The organism is Stenotrophomonas maltophilia group sp. LNF247, from assembly GCF_054083135.1.
The window spans coordinates 84,534-101,348 of sequence record NZ_JBSRQL010000013.1 but is presented as its reverse complement, the minus strand read 5'-3'; the positions used below and the strand labels follow the sequence as shown (position 1 = coordinate 101,348).

Below are 16,815 nucleotides of genomic sequence, written 5' to 3'. Positions count from 1 at the left end.
GCTGCGCGGCCATGGTAGCGCGGCTCAGGGGCTGGCCAGCAGGCGCTGGATCTCGCTTTCGGTACGTGCGTAGTCGCCCTCGCCGTAATGGCGGTAGACCACCCGCCCCTGCCGGTCGAGCAGGTACAGTGCGGGCCAGAAGCGGTTGCGCCAGGCGTTCCAGATCCGGTATTGGTTGTCCTGCACCACCGGCCAGGTGATGTCCAACCGTGCGATGGCCTTGCGCACGTTGCCGGGCAGCCCTTCATGGGCAAACTCCGGCGTATGCACGCCGATCACCCGCAGACCCTGCGGCGCGTAGCGTGCATGCCACCGGTGAACATACGGCGCCACGTTGAGGCAGTTGCTGCAGGTGTAGGTCCAGAACTCGACCAGCACCACCTGCCCCCGCAACTGCTTCAGTGTGAGCGGTGGGCTGTTGTGCCAAGGCCCGCCACCGTCGAACCCGGCGGCGGGAACGGCCTGTGCCGGCTGCGCGTCGGCCTCCGGGCTGGGCCAGGCCATCAACAGCGCAGCCCCACCCAGCAGGCTCAGCAGCAACGGCAGCGCATACACACGCAGGGCGGCCATCGTTCAGCCCCCCTGCTCGGCCAGCGGCAATTCGGCCGGCTTCACTCCCGCCGCTTCCAGGATGCTGTCGGCCACCTGCGCCGGATGCGAAAGCAGCGACACATGGCTGCTGCCGATCGATTGCAGCTGTGCACCGATGCGCTTGGCGGTGGCGGCCTGCAGCTGCGGCGACAGCATGCGGTCATCGCGGCTGAGCACGTACCAGCTCGGCTTGCTGCGCCACGCCGCAACGTTCACTACTTCGCCCAGCGCGCTGGCCTTCAACGGGACCTGCGTGCTGTACAGCAGTGCGGCCGACTTCTTCATCACGTCCGGCGCGAAGTCCTGGGCGACGGCATCAGCCGGCAACGTCAGGTAGCCATCCCTTTCCTGCAGTCGGGCCAGGCCCGGGCCAACCGGGAAACCCTCGCCCTGTTGCGCCGAAGACTGCCCTGCGTCCGGCGCGAAAGCGGCCACGTACACCAGCGCCTGCACTTTCGGGTCATTGCCCGCTTCGGTGATGACCGTGCCACCCCAGCTGTGGCCGACCAGCACCACCTTGCCAGGCGCAGCGGCAATCGCACGACGGGTGGCGGCGACGTCGTCGGCCAACGAGGTGAGCGGATTCTGCACGGCCACCGCCGGCAGCTTCCAGTCATGCAGGGTGCTGATGACCTTGCTCCAGCTGGAGCCATCAGCGAACGCGCCGTGCACCAGGATGACGGTGGGCGGTGCAGCGGTATCGGCCTGGGCAGCGAAGGCAGGGGCGGCGGCGAGGGCGAGAGCGGCGGCCAGCAAGCAGGTACGGATCATGGGGGGCACTCCGGAGTTGGGAGTGGCCATTTCCGCCTGCCGGTGTATCGGCGCTGTTTCTCCGCAGCGCGGAGTTGTACCGGACTGTAGGGCGCAGGCGGGTTTCTACAGTGGGATACATTCGCGCGCCGGTCCTGGCCGGGCGCTTTCGGGTGGATATCGCTGCCCGCACGCGGGCGCGCAACGTCCCGATGTGGCTCAGCGCGTCGTCTTTGTATCTGACTGTACGAAACCCGGGCGCGGCCACAGTCGCTGACAAAACCCCGGGCAACGGCACACGTTGCCGATACCTGCGCCGCCTGGAATGGCCTCCATCGACCACTGGCTCGCAGGACTCCACCATGATCAGCACCGCCTCTTCCGTATATACCCCCCGACTGGACGCCGTCGGCCGCTGGCTGTCACCGCTGGCGCTGCGCACGCTGCTGGCCTGGGAGTTCTTTGAATCCGGCCGCGAGAAGCTGGGCGGCCAGAACTGGTTCGCCGACCTGGAAGGCCGCTTCCCGTTCCCGTTCTCCACCCTGCCCGCGTCGCTGAACTGGCAGTTGGCCACGTGGCTGGAACTGGTGGGTGCAGTGATGCTGCTGCTAGGCCTGGCCACGCGCTCGGTGGCCTACGTCTTCTGGGTACTCACCATCGTTGCCATCGCCGCCGTGCACTGGCCCGACCAATGGAACGGCCTGGGTGAACTCTGGCAGGGCTATGCGATCACCGACCAGGGCTATGGCAACTTCAAGCTGCCGCTGCTGTTCCTGGCCATGCTGCTGCCGTTGATCCTCAACGGCGGTGGCGCACTCAGCGTGGACCGGCTGCTGGCCGGCCCCGGCCGCGCCACGGCAGGCAATGACGGCCTGGGTTGGGGCGTCAGCCTGATCGCCCTGCTGCTGCCGGTTGCCGCGCTGCTGCCCGGCATCGGCTTCGGAGGTGCCCTGCTCGGCGGTGTGCTGCTGCTGGGCCATCTGCTGCGCTGTCGCCGCGCCGCCTGAGCCGACTCCCCTGTTCCCGCGCGTTTCGCTTTCCGTCGCCTCTTCGGCGGCGTCCATCCCGCACGCCCCGCGTGCTTTCCCAAGGAGTCACCACCATGTCCATCTCGACCAAGAACACCTCTTCCTCCCGCCTGCCGCGCATCGGTGCCATCGGCATCGCCCTGGCCGGTGGCCTGCTGCTGGCCGGCCAGGCCGCGGCGATCCAGCCGCTGGCGATCAGCGCGGTGGCCATGAGCGCCGCCGCCGAAGGCAAGTGCGGTGAAGGCAAGTGCGGGGCCAACAAGGCCACCACCGGCAAGCCCGCCGGCAAGGCCAAGGTGGCCGAGGGCCAGTGTGGCGAAGGCAAGTGCGGCGACGCCTCGTTTGCCCGCACTGATCGCGACCACGACGGCAAGGTCTCGCGTGCCGAATTCAACGCTGTGGCCGCCAAGCGTGCCGCCGAGTTCGACCGCATCGACACCGACCACGACGGTTACATCAGCGAGCAGGAAGCGCACGACTATCTGCGCAGCGTCTACACCGCCAACGGCAAGCCGATGCCGAAGGGCCTGTTCTCCCGCGTTGCCGATTGATCGACGTTCACCCGGCGCCGCCTTCAAGGCGGCGCTCTCTGTGGAGCATCCGCCATGTCCCTGCCCCTGCCCACCCATGCCGCCGGTCTTGGCCTGCGCCGTGGCCTGATCGACGAACTGCTGGTCATGCCGGCCGGTGCCATCGACTTTCTCGAAGTTTCCCCCGACAACTGGATCGGCGTCGGCGGTGCACACGGCGCCGCGCTGCGCCAACTCAGCGAGCGCCACCCTTTGACCTGCCACGGCCTGTCGCTGTCGCTGGGCGGTCCTGATCCACTGGATCGCACCCTGCTGGCACAGACCCGTACCTTCCTCGACCTGCACCAGGTGCAGCTGTACAGCGAACACCTGAGCTACTGCGCCGCCGGTGGCCATGTCTACGACCTGCTGCCACTGCCGTTCACCGCCGAGGCCGTTCACCATGTCGCCGGCCGTATCGCCCAGGTGCAGGACATGCTGGGCCGACGCATCGCCGTGGAGAACATTTCCTGCTACGCCGTTGCCGGCGCGGACATGAGCGAGATCGACTTCATCAACGCCGTGCTCGCCGAAGCCGACTGCGACCTCCTGCTGGACGTCAACAACGTCTTCGTCAATGCCTGCAACAACGGTTACGACGCCTTCGAGTTCCTGGCCCGCGTGCCGTCCCACCGTGTCGCCTCGCTGCACGTAGCGGGCCACTTCGATGAAGACGACGGCTTCAAGATCGATACCCATGGGGCGCCGGTGAAAGGCGTGGTCTGGGCGCTCCTGCGCGAGGCCTATGCGCGGTTGGGCGTGCGCCCCACGCTGCTCGAACGCGACTTCAACTTTCCGCCGCTGGCGGAGTTGCTGGCCGAGGTTGCGCACATCCGCCAGGCGCAGGTTGAGGCACGTTGGCAGGAGGTGGCCCATGGCTGAGTCGCTGGCCATCGTGCAACGGCGCTGGGCCGATCATGTACGGGACCCGTCGATGCCTGCGCCCGATGGCGTCGAGGCACGGCGGATGGCGGTCTACCGCCGCCTGTGCATCGACAGCCTGGACACCCTTTTGGCAGGCAGCCTGCCGCGACTGCTGGAACAGCTGGGCGAAGCGCGCTGGCGCGGTCTGGTCGAGCACTACTACGCACATCACGTCTGCCATACCCCGTTGTTCCCGCAGATCGCAAGCGAGTTCGCTGCGTGGCTGGCTGTGCAGTATGCGTTCGCGCTGCCCGGCTGGGCGGCGGAACTGGCGCACTACGAAAGCATGCAGCAGACGCTGCACATCGAGGCACGTGATGCCGGGCATTCATTGCAGTCCATGCCGGCGGGCAGCGATGTGCTGGCGCTGTCGCCGCTGGTGCGGGTATTGGGCTACCGATGGCCGGTGCATGAGGACGCCGCGCTGGACGATGCCGCCGCCAGCGAGCCGACGCTTCTGCTGCTGCGCCGCCTGGCGGACTACCAGCTGCAGGTCGAGGAACTGGCACCACTGGCGTATGCGCTGCTGTCGGCCTTCGCTGATGACGGTACCCACGTGGATGACGCGCTGAACGCACTGGCCGATGCGCATGGCGTGGCCGCCGACGAACTGCGCGTGGTGGCCATGCCCTTGCTGGGCGAACTATGCGCGGCCGGCGTGCTGGTCACGCTGGCCGGGTTCTGCGACTGCCGGCCAGCGGCCGGCACTACCCCTGTCTGATTCGAGGTTTGATCATGGCTGCTTCCAACACTTCCTTCCTGCACGGCTGGCGCCTTTTCGTGACCATGGCTGTGGTCCTGATCGCCGTCGCACTGGCGGCGTTCACCCTGCAGCCCGACGTGGTCGAGGGCAGCCGCGCGGCGATCCGGGTCACTGCACGCACATCGTTCCTGCTGTTCCTGGCCGCGTTCACCGCATCGTCGTTCGCCAGCCTGCTGCCCGGCCCGTTCACCCAGCACATGTTGCGCGAGCGGCGCATCATCGGCCTGTCATTCGCGTTCTCGCACCTGCTGCATGCGGTCGCGATCACCGCCTTCGGCATCCTCAACCCCGCGTTCTGGCCGGCACGCTCGGCCCTGGCCAACCTGCCGGGCACGATCGGCTATGTAGCCATCCTCGCCCTGGCCATCACCTCGCATCGTGGCATCGCCCGCCGCATGGGCCCCACCGTGTGGCGTCGCCTGCACGTGACCGGCATGTGGATCATCGCCGCAGTGTTCACCTATTCGTACTTCAAGCGCGTGCCCGGCAACTTCTGGTACGCGGTGCCCTCCGCGTTGCTCTTCACCGCTGTCGTGGTGCGTGCGATCGCCAAGCGGGCGCAGTCGCTGCGGCGCAATGCGCATGCGCGGCCACCGCTGCGGAGTTCTTGAGGAGGCGGTTACCTGTAGAGCCGAGCCCATGCTCGGCTGCCCCTGGCTCAGCCGAGCATGGACTCGGCTCTACAGAGGGATCCCAGCACGATAGGCAGCGAATTCCCTGCGGAAAGGGATATGCCCCACTTCAGGTCACGGGGCGCGGCGCAGCGTGATCAGGGTGATTTCCGAGGACACCCCGATGCGCGCGGGGAATCCGGCCCACAGGCCAGCGCCATTGCTCACGTACAGGGTCATCCCATCCACGTCGTAGCGGCCGGAGACGAAGCCACCATTGGCCCGCTTCACCAATTGGTCCATGCCGATGATCTGCCCGCCGTGGGTATGCCCGGACAGCTGCAGTTTGACGCCGCGCGCTGCTGCCGAGCGTGCATTACGCGGGCGGTGATCGAGCAGGATCACCGGTGCGGACGGATTGGCACCCTCAAGTGCAGCCTGGAGATCCGGCAGCGGCAGGCCATAACGCGCCGCCACCGGGTCGGTGACACCAGCGATGGTCAGCGCCGCATCACCGCGTCGCACCTGCAGGTGGCTGTTCTCCAGCACCTGCATGTGCAGCGCGCGGAACGCCTGCATCCATGCCTGGTACTGCGCGTAGTACTCGTGGTTGCCGGTGATGGCGATGACACCGTCCGGCGCCTGCAGATCGGCCAACGGACGCGCGTCGTCGCGACGGGCCTCGACGCTGCCATCGATCAGATCGCCGGTGATCACGATCAGGTCCGGCTTCAGCGCGTTGCTCTCGGCCACCACTCTACGCACCCAGTCGCCGGTCAGCAGACGGCTGGCATGGATGTCGGTCAGCTGCAGCACGCGATAGCCGTCGAACGCCGCTGGCAGCCCGGCAATGCTCACCTCGATCTGCCGGGCATGAGGCACCGCCATGCCCTGGCTGACACCATAACCACTGACCAGCAGCGCCAGCACGCCGGCTGCCGGCCGCAAGCGCCGCGTGCGCAATGCGGCTACCGCACGTGGCCAGCGCAGCAGGCGGGACGCGAGCAGGCCCGCATCCATCGCCAGCATCAGCAACGCCAACAGCAACACCGCCGTGGAGCCGGTAGCCAGCGTGGCAATGGCCAGTTTCGGAATCTCGGGCGAGGCCATCGTGCCCCAGAACGTGGCGACGATACGCAGCTGCACGGCTACGCCCACCAGCAGCAGCGACAGCACGACCTTCTGCCAGGGGGGCATGCGCAGTGGCCAGAACAGGCGCCAGGCCACATACAGGCCCATCAACAAACCGATCGTACTCAGCACTGCAACCATCCGGGAGGGAAAGTGGGGGCCGCCATGGTGACGGCTGCGGGCGGCGTTGTGTAGCGCCGAGCCCATGCTCGGCTGCTCAACATGCAGCCGAGCATGGGCTCGGCTCTACATCAACAGGTGGGTCAGGCCATTCCGTCGAGGCGCTCCAACCGCAGGCGGGCGATGCGGCGCTTCTCCATCGCCAGCACGGTGATGCGCACACCCGCCACCTCCACCACATCGCCGATGTCCGGCAGCCGACCCAACTGCTCCAGCACCAGCCCGGAGATGGTCATGTAGTCGGCACTGCGCGGCAGCGATACGCCGGCCAGCCGCTGCAGGTCGTCCAGAGTCAGCGCACCGTCGGCCTCCCATTGGTCCTCGCCCTGCGCGACCACGCCATAGCGCTCGTCCTGGGTATCGACCAGGTCACCGGCAATGGCCGCCAGCAGGTCGTTGGCGGTCACCAGGCCTTCCACGCTGCCGTACTCGTCCACCGCCACCGCCAACGGCACCGGGTGCTGGCGGATCAGTTCCAGCGCCTGCAGCGCGCTGGCACTGGACAGCACGTACTGCGGCTCGCGCAGGTTGCCCTCCAACTGCAGCGGCCTGCCCTGCAGCAGGTCGGCCAGCAGGTCGCGGCTCTGCACCACGCCACGCAGGCTGTCCAGGTCACCCTCACCCACCAGCAGGCGGGTGTGCGGCGACGCCACCAGGCGTGCCACCACATCCTCCTGCCCACGCGCCAGGTCGATCCACTGCACGTCGGCACGCACCGTCATCACGCTCGACACCGGGCGATCGGCCAGGCCCAGCACGCTGCGGATCATCTCGTGTTCGGCCGGCTGCAAGCGCTCTGCAGTGTCCACCTGCCCGTCCCCCCCTTCATCGTCGTGACCATTGGCCGGGCGCGCGCCCAGCATGCGCAGCACGGCATCGGCGGTGCGCTGGCGGAACGGCAGGCGGCGCTCGTTGCGCTCGCGGTTGAAACGCACCCACTGGTTGAACGCCTCGACCAGGATCGAGAAGGCGATCGCCGCGTACAGGTAGCCCTTGGGGATCTTGTAGCCCAGTCCTTCGGCCACCAGGCTGAAGCCGATCATCAGCAGGAAGCCCAGGCACAGCACCACCACGGTAGGATGCTTGTTGACGAAGCGGGTCAGCGGCTTGCTGGCCAGCAGCATCAGCGCCATGGCGATCGTCACGGCCGCATACATCACGCCGAGGTTGTCGACCATGCCGACCGCGGTGATCACCGAGTCCAGCGAGAACACCGCGTCGAGCACCACGATCTGCGCCACCACCATTGCGAAGCTGGCGTAGACCTTCTTGCCATCCTCGTGGTGTTCGCGGCCTTCCAGCCGTTCGTGCAGTTCCATGGTGCCCTTGAACAGCAGGAACAGGCCACCGCCAAGCAGGATCAGGTCACGCCCGGAAAAGCTGTGGTCGAACAGCGTCAGCAGCGGCGCGGTCAGTTTCATGATCCAGGCCAGTGCGGCCAACAGCACCAGCCGCATCAGCAAGGCCAGCGCCAGGCCGATCACCCGCGCGCGGTCACGCTGGTGCGGCGGTAGCTTGTCGGCAAGGATCGCGATGAACACCAGGTTGTCGATGCCGAGAACGATCTCCAGCACGACCAGGGTTGCAAGGCCCATCCAGATCGAGGGGTCAGCCAACCATTCCATTTCAGGTCCGTTTCGTCAGTAGGCAAGGGAAAAGAGCGACCGCTCAGTCAGCGTCCTGTGCCTGCGCCGGGTCGTGCCCGAGCAGGTCACCGGGCGTGCACTGCAGCTCGCGGCAGATCGCATCAAGGGTGGAAAAGCGGATGGCGCGCGCCTTGCCGGTCTTCAGGATCGACAGGTTGGCCAGGGTGATGTCGATGCGCCCGGCCAGCTCGGACAGGGTCATGCCCCTTTCCTGCAGCATGCGGTCCAGGGTGATGACGATTGCCATCAGATGACACCGTCGAGGTCATCGCGCATCGCTGCGCCCACGGCGAAGACGCGCGCCAGCACGAACAGCATCAGCACGGCCACCAAGCCAGTGATCGACATGCCACCGCCGACCTCCATCCAGGCGAAATCCGGGCCCATCCAGGCCGCGTAGGCGACGATCAGGATCGACAGCAGCTCCATCGCCAGCATCAGCCAGGCCATGCGCTGCAGGCGCTGTGCGTTGGCGTGGGTGAACGGCCGCTCGCGCGCCGCCGACTTCAGCAGCCGCAGCAGGTGGCGCAGGAACATCAGGCACAGCACCAGCAGCGCGACGATCGCGCCCAGGCCCAGGCAGAAATGCAGGAACAGGTCATTGCCATGCGCGGCGACAGCCGCAGCGTCATGCACGCTGTCGAGCAGCCAACGGCGGTCGTGGGCGACCAGCGGCACGGCCAGCAGCGCGGCCAGGATGCCCAGCCAGCACATCGCCCTGACGGCCTGTACGGCCGCCAGGGCCAGGGTGAACAAGCCTCGCGCGGGTCTGGCGCGGGCGGGACGAGCGGTCAAGCGGCCTCCGGCATTGGGGTGGCCTCGCCGCCCCGGGGTGGATTTATCGATAAACGATATATCACATGCCGCGTGAAAGGCTGAATCGCGAGCGTCGCCCCTGTCAGGGCCCAGGTGCGCCCTGTGCCTGCATCGCTTCGCCAGGGGCGGCCGAGGCCATGGCCTGGACCCCGGCTTCGGCCGCCTGCCGCGTGACCAGGCGGAAGCGCACCTGCAGTTTGCCCTGCCCCGGCGCAGCCCAGCCGTACTGGATGGCCACCTGATCGGCCGACAGTGGCCCACGCCCTGGCAGCGACCGTACCTGCAACGGCTTCGGTGCGGCCTGCACCAACCGGGCAAACCCCTTCTGCACCACCGCCGCGTCGGCCTTCTCGGCGTAGACCGTACACGTTCCATCGTCAGCCCAGCTCACCGCATAGCGGCCACTGGCCAGCGGCACCATCCACGCCACGCCTGATTGCCCCTGCAACAGCGTGGCGGCTTCGGCCGGCTGCAGCGGCGACAGCCCATTGGATTCCATCAGCGACTGCAACCGCGCCGGGGCCCCGATGTGCTGCATGCAGGCGGTATCGAACAGCTCGCTGAAGGGATCCTGCGCCGGGGCCTTGGCCTTGGGCGCACGCGCGGGTTGCGCCACCACCAGTGTGGGCAGCAGGGCCAAAGCCAGCCAGAAGAACGCAGGACGCATCGGGATTCCACGCTACGGAAAACAGCGGGGAGGATGGCAAAGGCCTGGCGCGCCGCGCAATGGCCGCGATGGCCGCCAGCCTCCCGCTGCCGGGTCAGACGGCCATTTCGCCCTGGTCCTCGCCATCCCAATAGTGGATGCGGCTGGCGCGCACGTGAATCAGCACCAGCCCCGGTGTATCCACGCCCTGCTCGAACCAGCGCTCAAGATCCTTCACCCAGTGCTCGCGCATCACAGCGCGATCGCGCACCACCGCCGCCCTTCCCTGCACGTGCACGAACAACGGCGGCTTGCCCAGCAGCGACTTGCTGCCGGAAAAACCCAGCGCAACGGCGGGGTCAGCCTCAATCTCGTGCACCATGTCGGTGTCTTCCGTGGTGAAGAACCAGCTGTCACCGTCGTAGTCCACGTCACCGTTGTTGCTCATCGGACGACCGGCAATTTCTCCGCCGGCGCGGGTCTGCAGCATGGTGAAATCGATGTCGGCCATCTTCCTGGCCAGTTCGGGCAGGGTGAGCTGGGTCATGGTGTCGTCCTTCATCAAGTGGAATCCCAGCGTCTGCCCAGAGCGGTGACCGAAGCGTGGAAGGTCCATGGCGACTTCTTCACAGAAAACGAGATAGGGCGCGTGGCGCGTGCGTGACGCGCTGCTCACCACACCACCTGCGCTTGCAGCAGCTGCACGCCCCATCGCGCGTCGGGCGATCCTGCAGACGCGGCGACGGGTGCATGCACGCATTGGCTGACGCGTGCCATCAGCGCGTGATGCGACCGTCCCCCGCCACCCGTACCCGGTCACGCCCCTGTGCCTTGGCCTGGTACATGGCCGCATCGGCGGCACGCAGCAGGCTGCGCCAGCCCAGCGCATCGGTGCCGCCCTTGGCCACCCCGAAACTGGCGGTCACGCGCAGCACGATGCCCCCGGCCAGCGCGATGTCCATCTGCCGAAGCGCCAATCGCAATGTTTCAGCCAGCTGGCGCCCGCCGGCCAGATCACCGTCGGCCAGCAGCACCAGGAACTCCTCGCCACCATAGCGGGCGATGTTGTCGCTGCGCCGCAGGTGGTGCCGCAGCAACTGCGCCACCTGCACCAGCACTTCGTCGCCGGCTTCATGGCCATGGCCATCGTTGATGGCCTTGAAGCGATCCACGTCCAGCAGGATCACCACGGCGCTTGCCTCGCCCCCCGCATGTCTCCGCTGCACCACCTCATCCAGCGCGCGCCGATTCAACAGCCCGGTCAGTTGGTCGGTACCGGCCAGCTGGCGCAGCTCGCTGGTCAACGCCGAACGCTCGCGCGATTTCTCGCGCAGCACTTCGATGGCATCGAACAGGCGCTGCATCTCGGCCAGCGGGTGGGTGACATTCTCCTCCGGACCGGGCGTATCCGAGGCAAGCTGGATCACCTGCTGCTGCGCCTGCAGCAGTGGCTGCAGGATCTGCAGGTGGGCAATGCGCAGGGCCATGCCCAGCACCACCAGCGTGCCCAGCGCGGTCGCCACCAGCACGGCCAGACGCATGGCCTCACGGTTGCGACTGCGTTCGAAGCGGGCGATGGACACGCTCAGGTAGCCATCGCGCAGCGCCTCCAGCGACTGCAGGGTCGGCACGTAGCGATTGGTGAACGCGGCGGCGGTCCACGACGGCGGCACGCCACGGCGGCCATCCTCGATCAGCTGCTCGATCATCGGCAGTGACTCACCGAAGAGCTGCCGCCGCGCCATGTCCCAGTGCCAGGACAATTCCGGGTCGCTGCGGAACACCGACTCGTGGCTGCTCGCCAACCGCCACAGCTCCAGCAAGCGGCCCTCGGTCTGCAGCGCAGCGCGCACCTGTTCCTCGCGCCACGCCCCCGGTACCGCCACCGGCGCCATCACGTTCGAGGCCAGGCGGCCACCATGCTCGCGAAGATCGAACAACAGCTGGCCCTGCATTGCCGGAATCGCCGCCTCACGGTCGGCACTGACCAGCGCGTTGATCTGCGCCGAGGTCAGCAGATGCAGGCGATCAACCACCGCGAACATGCCGCTGATCGCACGCTCCACCTCCAACACACGGCGTGCGTCATGCGGTTGCGCCGCGACATGATCGACCGCAGCCCGCGCCGACTTCAGGCGACGCTGCGCGCTGGCCAGCAGGCGATGCTCGTCGTACACGCCCGGGTCATCCTTGAACACGGTCTCCAGCTGCAGCAGGGCAGTGTCGACCCGCTGGCGTGCGGCCGCCAGCTGCGCAGCCAGCCGTGCCTGTTCGGCGGCATCGGCCGGGTCAGCCCCCAGCAGGCTGTTGGCCGGGCCTCGCTCGGCTGAAGCCAGGTTGGCAAGATCGAAGGTCTGCCGCAGCTGCCGCAGGCTGGCCAGGTTGCCTTCGGCGTCGGTGTAGCGCAGTGTTCCCTGGACCAGGGCGATGGCCATCAACGGCAACGTGCACACGACAAACAGCCCAGCCAGGATCCAGACCCAGGTCCGCAACCTGATGGGCGATACCTTGCCGGCCATGCAGAATTCCCCTGAAGTGCGGCTCACTGTAGCGACCGGCTCCGGCGGCGCCAAGCCAGTGCCGCCCGATCCGCGAGGGGGGATATAGCGCGGCGCGCGCGAACGCGCCGACAATGCCGGCGCCCCGACGCCAGCCGATCAGATGCGACAGGTTACGCCGGGTCAGATCCAGCGCTGGTCGACCAGTTCGCGCTTCACGTAGGCATAGAACACCGGCGCCGCCACCAGGCCGGGCAGGCCGAACGCCGCCTCCATCACCAGCATGGCCAGCAGCAGCTCCCAGGCGCGGGCCTGGATTTCACCGCCGACGATGCGCGCATTGAGGAAGTACTCCAGCTTGTGGATCACGATCAGGTACAGCAGCGCCGCCACTGCCACGTAGAACGAGACAGACAGCGCAACGATGGTGATGACCGTGTTGGAAATGATGTTGCCCACCACCGGCAGCAGGCCGGCGACGAAGGTGATCAACACCAAGGTCTTGGACAGCGGCAGGTGCACACCGAACAGCGGCAGCACGCCCAGCAGGAAGATCGCGGTGAACACGGTGTTGAGCAGCGAGATCTTCACCTGTGCGAACACCACCTGGCGGAATGCGGTGGCCAGGCGGCTGGTGCGCCCGATCAGCTCCTGCGCCAACGGCCCCATCTTGGGCACGGGAAGTTCGTCGTACAGCGCGATCATCGCCCCCAGCACCATGCCGATCAGCACGCGCACGCCCACCTGCACCACCGAGGTACCGGCCACGCCCAGCTGGCGCTGGTGCTCGGCGGCCCAGTCGTTCAGCGCCGCGCGCAGCGCCGGCATGTCTTCGGGAATGTAGGGTTGCAGCAGCGCCGGCACCTGGTGCCGCGAGGTATTGAGGATCTCCATCAGGCGCGCCAGCAGCGCGTCCGGGCCGCCGGTCTCATTGCGGAAGAACGAGGCCACGCCGATGCCGGCCAATACCAGCGCGCTGATGATGATGGCCGACAATACGATCACCGCGATCGCCCGCGCTCGTCCCGGCGGCAGCTTGCCTTCCACGGTGGAGGCCAGCACGTGGGTCAGCTGGAACACCAGCAACCCCGACAGCAGGGTCACCACCAGGCCCAGCTTCAACGCCAGCCACATGCCCAGCAGCATCATCAACCACGCCGCGATCCGCGCAACGGGGGGCTTGGGCGGTGCAACGAGGGCGTCTTGCATGGGCGGTGCGTCCGGGCGGGGTGGCCCATGGTAGAGGATTGGTGGCGACGATTCCGGGTACAGCATGAACGAGCGCTATGCCCTCGTTCTGCGGTATGCCCACCGCCCCGGCCCGCTCATTCGCCATAGCTGGCGTTGTTCTTGCCCTGGCGCTTGGCGTGGTAGAGCGCACGGTCGGCCAGTGCCAGCCAGTCCTCGACGCTGCCACCGCGCGGCGTTGCCGCGATGCCGATGCTGACGCTGAACTCGATGCCCGGTGTTGCCTGCCGTGCTGCTTCCAGCAGGTGCAGGCGGACCCGCTCGGCCACCTGCATCGCATCGATGGGCGCACAGTCGTGCAGCAGCACCACGAACTCGTCGCCTCCCAGCCGCGCAGGGGTATCACCGGGCCGGGCGAAGGCGCGCAAGGTGGACGCGATATGGCGCAGCACTTCATCCCCGGCACGATGACCGTGCGAGTCATTGATGCGCTTGAAGTCATCCACATCAAGCATCAGCAGGCAGGCGAAACCACCCTGACCCTGCGCCTTGTCCAGTGCCTGCTGCGCGCGGACGATCAGGAAGCCGCGGTTGGCCAGCTCCACCAGCGGGTCCATCCGGCTCAGCCGCTTCAACTGGCGGTTCTGCGATTTCACCCGACGGGCCAGCTGCCAGCTGAGAATGCTCAGCCCGATGCCATACACGAACAGGAACGGGATGCTCAGCATGATCGTGCGTTGCGAGGTCACCGGCTGGAATGGGAAGCCGAGCGCCCACCAGGTGAGTGCGAAGCCCAGCAGCAGCGCCAACGTGGCGCGCGTCGCCAGGCGCACGCCACCGGCTGCGATCTTGTCGGCCACCAGCAGCGCGGCAAACAGCGCGCTGGGCACGGCACTAAGCGCCATGAATGCGATCCAGCCGCCGCCGAACAGGGAATCGGCCACCATGCAGCGGAACTGGACGCGCGCCGGCTGGCGGGAGCGCCGGGTCAGCAGCAGCGCCAGCGCGGGCCACGCCAGCGCGTTGAGCAGCAGCAGGACCCACGCCCATCCGCCATTCTGCCGTTCGAGGATGATCGACGCGATGGGGATCGCCCCCAGTCCATTGCCGACAAAACGCATCCAGCCGATGCGACGTGCCGCGCCAATGCCTTCGACCGCGCCTTCCGCCGAATCGGTGAAGAATGGCATTGCCCCCTCCTGCGCGATCGCACCTGCTGCTACGGCCCTTGCCGGGCTGGCTGCCGGTGAGTCTGACAGGTTCGCGTCAATTCGGGATCAAGGCGGCGCCCCGTGGCGCGGTGTTCACCCGCCCCTGGGGGCCGCCGTGGAACCGCGCAGCATGAAGCTGAACTCCAGCGTCTGCTGCAGCGGCACATCGACCTGTTCGATGATGGCGAGCAGCAGGTTGACCGCGCGCTCGCCAATCTGCCGCATCGGCTGCCTGATCGTCGTCAGCGGCGGCGTCAGGTAGCGCGAGGAGGCCAGGTCGTCAAAGCCGACGATGGACAGGTCCTCCGGCACGCGGATGCCCAGCTCCCGGCAGGCAGCGAGAGTGCCCAGCGCCATCTGGTCGCTGAAACAGAAGACCGCAGTCGGCACCGGCGCGACGGCCAACATCGATATCGCAGCTGCATGGCCGGACTCCACCGAAAAGTCACCCGGCATGATGTTCAGCTGGCGCAGGCGCCCACGCGCCTTGCCCGCCGCCCGGACCCCTTCCATCCGTTGCTGGTGCAGCGGATTGTCGGGGGGGCCTCCCACCACCGCGATCCGTTCGTGTCCCAGTCCATACAGGTGTTCCATCACCGTGCGCGCGGCGGCGGCATTGTCGATGTGGACGCTGGGAATCCCCAGTGCGGGATCGAATTCACAGCCGTTGACCACCGGTGCGGCGGAACCGCGTTGCTCAACGATGTCACGCGCCGTAGGTGGCAGGCGATGCCCCAGCACGATCATGCCGTCGGCCTCGTTGCGCCGGAGCATCTGCGCGTAGCGCTCCTCGCGGTCCGGTTGATGCTGGGTATCCCCCAGCAGGACCGCGTAGCCGACCGCCTGCGCTGCGTCCTCCGCGCCCTGCAGGATCTGGGCGAAGAACGGATTGGCAATGTCCGGGACGGTGACCAGGATCTTGCCGCTGCGGTGGGTCTTGAGCGTGCGGGCCACCGTGTTGGGCACATAGCCCAGCGCGGCGGCCGCCTGCTCGATGCGCGCACGGGTGGCCGGCAGGACCTTGTCCGGCCGGGACAGTGCCCGCGACACCGTGCCGGCGGAGACGCCGACGTGCTTTGCGATGTCGTAGATGGTGGCCATGGCGTTAGTTCTCCCGTCCGCTGTGCAGTGCACAACAGGTCCTGCGTGCGCCCCTGCTAGGATAATGCAATCGATTGCATCGAGGGCGAATCACGTTGAAGACGCTCAAGGGTCCAGCGCTGTTCCTGGCGCAGTTCATCGGCGACACAGCTCCTTTTGATCGGCTGGACACGCTGGCCGGATGGGCCGCGGGTCTGGGCTATTCTGGCGTACAAGTTCCCACCTCCGCGCCCCGCCTGTTCGATCTGGCGGAGGCGGCACGCAGCCAGGCGTACTGCGACGATATTGCCGGCATGCTGGCCGGTTACGGCCTTCAGATCACCGAATTGTCTACCCATCTACAGGGGCAGCTGGTCGCGGTCCATCCTGCCTACGACAGCCTGTTCGACGGATTCGCCCCGGCGAACGTGCGCGGCAACCCGCCGGCGCGCCAGGCGTGGGCGGTGGAGCAGCTGCGGCTGGCGGCTCAGGCCAGCCAGCGCCTGGGGCTGGCCGCGCATGCCACCTTCTCCGGCGCACTGGCCTGGCCCTATTTCTATCCGTGGCCGCAGCGCCCGCCGGGCCTGGTGGAAGAAGCCTTCGCCGAACTCGGCCGCCGCTGGCGACCGATCCTGGATGTCTTCGACACCTGTGGCGTGGACCTGTGCTTCGAGCTCCACCCGGGCGAGGACCTGCACGATGGCGCAACCTTCGAGCGCTTCCTTGACGTGGTCGATCACCACCCGCGCGCGAAGATCCTGTACGACCCCAGCCACCTGCTGCTGCAGCAGATGGACTACCTCGGTTTCATCGATCGCTACCACGCGCGCATCGGCGTCTTCCACGTGAAGGACGCGGAGTACCGGCCCAGCGCGCGCAGCGGCGTGTATGGCGGCTACCAGGACTGGATCGATCGCCCGGGCCGGTTCCGTTCACTCGGTGATGGCCAGATCGACTTCAAGGCGATCTTCTCCAGATTCGCGCAGTACGACTTCCCGGGCTGGGCGGTACTGGAATGGGAGTGCTGCCTGAAGCACCCGGAAGACGGTGCACGCGAGGGCGCCGCCTTCATCCGCGATCACATCATCCATGTAACCGAACGCGCCTTCGACGATTTTGCCGGGAGCGGCACGGATCTGGAATCACTTCACCGCATGCTGGGAATCTGAACCATTTCCGCCCC

Annotated in this window: 19 protein-coding genes; 7 read left to right on the top strand and 12 right to left on the bottom strand. The window is 67.3% G+C overall.

Annotated elements, in window-relative coordinates; genetic code table 11:
- Window positions 1-24: 24 nt before the first annotated feature.
- Both ACTXG9_RS13880 and ACTXG9_RS13875 read right to left on the bottom strand, forming a co-directional pair.
- Window positions 25-570 (bottom strand): redoxin family protein, encoded by a 546-nt coding sequence (locus ACTXG9_RS13880; RefSeq protein WP_021203082.1) that lies wholly within the window; start codon window positions 568-570, stop codon window positions 25-27.
- A 3-nt stretch (window positions 571-573) separates the two neighbouring features.
- A complete protein-coding gene (locus ACTXG9_RS13875) occupies window positions 574-1,362 on the bottom strand; it encodes an alpha/beta fold hydrolase (RefSeq protein ID WP_021203081.1) in 789 nt (262 codons plus the stop codon).
- Window positions 1,363-1,703: 341 nt separating this feature from the next.
- Here ACTXG9_RS13875 and ACTXG9_RS13870 point away from each other — a divergent pair, with 341 nt between their 5' ends.
- The 5 genes from ACTXG9_RS13870 (at window position 1,704) to ACTXG9_RS13850 (ending at window position 5,236) form a co-directional block, all read left to right on the top strand.
- The gene (locus ACTXG9_RS13870; protein ID WP_019659348.1) at window positions 1,704-2,348 is read left to right on the top strand and encodes an HvfX family Cu-binding RiPP maturation protein; all 645 of its coding nucleotides are present in this window, start codon (window positions 1,704-1,706) and stop codon (window positions 2,346-2,348) included.
- A 95-nt stretch (window positions 2,349-2,443) separates the two neighbouring features.
- A complete protein-coding gene (locus tag ACTXG9_RS13865; protein WP_014646322.1) occupies window positions 2,444-2,920 on the top strand; it encodes an HvfA family oxazolone/thioamide-modified RiPP metallophore in 477 nt (158 codons plus the stop codon).
- 54 nt (window positions 2,921-2,974) lie between these two features.
- On the top strand, window positions 2,975-3,820 hold the full coding sequence (locus ACTXG9_RS13860) for an HvfB family MNIO-type RiPP peptide maturase (protein WP_456115742.1): 846 nt from the start codon (window positions 2,975-2,977) through the stop codon (window positions 3,818-3,820).
- Window positions 3,813-4,583: an HvfC family RiPP maturation protein gene (locus tag ACTXG9_RS13855; RefSeq protein ID WP_021203079.1), complete on the top strand. Its 771-nt coding sequence runs from the start codon at window positions 3,813-3,815 to the stop codon at window positions 4,581-4,583. The genes ACTXG9_RS13860 and ACTXG9_RS13855 overlap by 8 nt, the downstream gene beginning before the upstream one ends.
- Before the next feature lie 14 nt (window positions 4,584-4,597).
- Window positions 4,598-5,236 carry a ferric reductase-like transmembrane domain-containing protein gene (locus tag ACTXG9_RS13850; protein WP_111098249.1) on the top strand — a complete coding sequence of 213 codons (639 nt, stop codon included), beginning with the start codon at window positions 4,598-4,600 and terminating at the stop codon, window positions 5,234-5,236.
- A 135-nt stretch (window positions 5,237-5,371) separates the two neighbouring features.
- Here the strand turns inward: ACTXG9_RS13850 and ACTXG9_RS13845 are convergent, their stop codons facing one another.
- The 7 genes from ACTXG9_RS13845 to ACTXG9_RS13815 form a co-directional block, all read right to left on the bottom strand.
- Window positions 5,372-6,508, bottom strand: coding sequence for a metallophosphoesterase (locus tag ACTXG9_RS13845; protein WP_111101837.1), 1,137 nt, complete (start codon window positions 6,506-6,508; stop codon window positions 5,372-5,374).
- Between the two features lie 122 nt (window positions 6,509-6,630).
- Window positions 6,631-8,172, bottom strand: a complete 1,542-nt coding sequence (locus ACTXG9_RS13840) for a TerC family protein (RefSeq protein ID WP_111098247.1) — start codon at window positions 8,170-8,172, stop codon at window positions 6,631-6,633.
- Between the two features lie 43 nt (window positions 8,173-8,215).
- Window positions 8,216-8,440, bottom strand: coding sequence for a helix-turn-helix domain-containing protein (locus tag ACTXG9_RS13835; protein ID WP_005408494.1), 225 nt, complete (start codon window positions 8,438-8,440; stop codon window positions 8,216-8,218).
- Window positions 8,440-8,907: a DUF2975 domain-containing protein gene (locus ACTXG9_RS13830; protein ID WP_111101872.1), complete on the bottom strand. Its 468-nt coding sequence runs from the start codon at window positions 8,905-8,907 to the stop codon at window positions 8,440-8,442. Before ACTXG9_RS13830 ends, ACTXG9_RS13835 begins: the two co-directional genes overlap by 1 nt.
- 184 nt (window positions 8,908-9,091) lie before the next feature.
- Window positions 9,092-9,676 carry an NMCC_0638 family (lipo)protein gene (locus ACTXG9_RS13825; RefSeq protein ID WP_021203074.1) on the bottom strand — a complete coding sequence of 195 codons (585 nt, stop codon included), beginning with the start codon at window positions 9,674-9,676 and terminating at the stop codon, window positions 9,092-9,094.
- 94 nt (window positions 9,677-9,770) lie between these two features.
- Complete coding sequence (locus ACTXG9_RS13820; protein WP_031270016.1) at window positions 9,771-10,202, bottom strand: pyridoxamine 5'-phosphate oxidase family protein; 432 nt, start codon at window positions 10,200-10,202, stop codon at window positions 9,771-9,773.
- A gap of 229 nt (window positions 10,203-10,431) precedes the next feature.
- On the bottom strand, window positions 10,432-12,090 hold the full coding sequence (locus ACTXG9_RS13815) for a GGDEF domain-containing protein (RefSeq protein WP_241744878.1): 1,659 nt from the start codon (window positions 12,088-12,090) through the stop codon (window positions 10,432-10,434).
- On the opposite strand from ACTXG9_RS13815, the gene ACTXG9_RS13810 reads away from it, so the two are divergent.
- Window positions 12,083-12,262 (top strand): hypothetical protein, encoded by a 180-nt coding sequence (locus ACTXG9_RS13810; protein WP_227851995.1) that lies wholly within the window; start codon window positions 12,083-12,085, stop codon window positions 12,260-12,262. The two genes, ACTXG9_RS13815 and ACTXG9_RS13810, sit on opposite strands and share 8 nt — an antisense overlap.
- 74 nt (window positions 12,263-12,336) lie before the next feature.
- Here ACTXG9_RS13810 and ACTXG9_RS13805 read toward each other — a convergent pair whose 3' ends face one another.
- From ACTXG9_RS13805 to ACTXG9_RS13795, 3 genes are all read right to left on the bottom strand, one after another.
- The gene (locus ACTXG9_RS13805; RefSeq protein ID WP_111098245.1) at window positions 12,337-13,362 is read right to left on the bottom strand and encodes an AI-2E family transporter; all 1,026 of its coding nucleotides are present in this window, start codon (window positions 13,360-13,362) and stop codon (window positions 12,337-12,339) included.
- Between the two features lie 116 nt (window positions 13,363-13,478).
- Window positions 13,479-14,531, bottom strand: coding sequence for a sensor domain-containing diguanylate cyclase (locus ACTXG9_RS13800; RefSeq protein ID WP_019659361.1), 1,053 nt, complete (start codon window positions 14,529-14,531; stop codon window positions 13,479-13,481).
- A 114-nt stretch (window positions 14,532-14,645) separates the two neighbouring features.
- Window positions 14,646-15,653 (bottom strand): LacI family DNA-binding transcriptional regulator, encoded by a 1,008-nt coding sequence (locus tag ACTXG9_RS13795; RefSeq protein ID WP_021203069.1) that lies wholly within the window; start codon window positions 15,651-15,653, stop codon window positions 14,646-14,648.
- Between the two features lie 95 nt (window positions 15,654-15,748).
- On the opposite strand from ACTXG9_RS13795, the gene ACTXG9_RS13790 reads away from it, so the two are divergent.
- Entirely contained in the window at window positions 15,749-16,801 is a 1,053-nt protein-coding gene (locus ACTXG9_RS13790) for a sugar phosphate isomerase/epimerase family protein (RefSeq protein ID WP_021203068.1), read from the top strand.
- Window positions 16,802-16,815 lie beyond the last annotated feature (14 nt).

Coding starts and splice junctions, on each gene's coding strand:
- ACTXG9_RS13880 (WP_021203082.1), bottom strand. CDS start 570: ATGGCCGCCCTGCGTGTGTATGCGCTGCCGTTGCTGCTGAGCCTGCTG.
- ACTXG9_RS13875 (WP_021203081.1), bottom strand. CDS start 1,362: ATGATCCGTACCTGCTTGCTGGCCGCCGCTCTCGCCCTCGCCGCCGCC.
- ACTXG9_RS13870 (WP_019659348.1), top strand. CDS start 1,704: ATGATCAGCACCGCCTCTTCCGTATATACCCCCCGACTGGACGCCGTC.
- ACTXG9_RS13865 (WP_014646322.1), top strand. CDS start 2,444: ATGTCCATCTCGACCAAGAACACCTCTTCCTCCCGCCTGCCGCGCATC.
- ACTXG9_RS13860 (WP_456115742.1), top strand. CDS start 2,975: ATGTCCCTGCCCCTGCCCACCCATGCCGCCGGTCTTGGCCTGCGCCGT.
- ACTXG9_RS13855 (WP_021203079.1), top strand. CDS start 3,813: ATGGCTGAGTCGCTGGCCATCGTGCAACGGCGCTGGGCCGATCATGTA.
- ACTXG9_RS13850 (WP_111098249.1), top strand. CDS start 4,598: ATGGCTGCTTCCAACACTTCCTTCCTGCACGGCTGGCGCCTTTTCGTG.
- ACTXG9_RS13845 (WP_111101837.1), bottom strand. CDS start 6,508: ATGGTTGCAGTGCTGAGTACGATCGGTTTGTTGATGGGCCTGTATGTG.
- ACTXG9_RS13840 (WP_111098247.1), bottom strand. CDS start 8,172: ATGGAATGGTTGGCTGACCCCTCGATCTGGATGGGCCTTGCAACCCTG.
- ACTXG9_RS13835 (WP_005408494.1), bottom strand. CDS start 8,440: ATGGCAATCGTCATCACCCTGGACCGCATGCTGCAGGAAAGGGGCATG.
- ACTXG9_RS13830 (WP_111101872.1), bottom strand. CDS start 8,907: ATGTGCTGGCTGGGCATCCTGGCCGCGCTGCTGGCCGTGCCGCTGGTC.
- ACTXG9_RS13825 (WP_021203074.1), bottom strand. CDS start 9,676: ATGCGTCCTGCGTTCTTCTGGCTGGCTTTGGCCCTGCTGCCCACACTG.
- ACTXG9_RS13820 (WP_031270016.1), bottom strand. CDS start 10,202: ATGACCCAGCTCACCCTGCCCGAACTGGCCAGGAAGATGGCCGACATC.
- ACTXG9_RS13810 (WP_227851995.1), top strand. CDS start 12,083: ATGGCCATCAACGGCAACGTGCACACGACAAACAGCCCAGCCAGGATC.
- ACTXG9_RS13815 (WP_241744878.1), bottom strand. CDS start 12,090: ATGGCCATCGCCCTGGTCCAGGGAACACTGCGCTACACCGACGCCGAA.
- ACTXG9_RS13805 (WP_111098245.1), bottom strand. CDS start 13,362: ATGCAAGACGCCCTCGTTGCACCGCCCAAGCCCCCCGTTGCGCGGATC.
- ACTXG9_RS13800 (WP_019659361.1), bottom strand. CDS start 14,531: ATGCCATTCTTCACCGATTCGGCGGAAGGCGCGGTCGAAGGCATTGGC.
- ACTXG9_RS13795 (WP_021203069.1), bottom strand. CDS start 15,653: ATGGCCACCATCTACGACATCGCAAAGCACGTCGGCGTCTCCGCCGGC.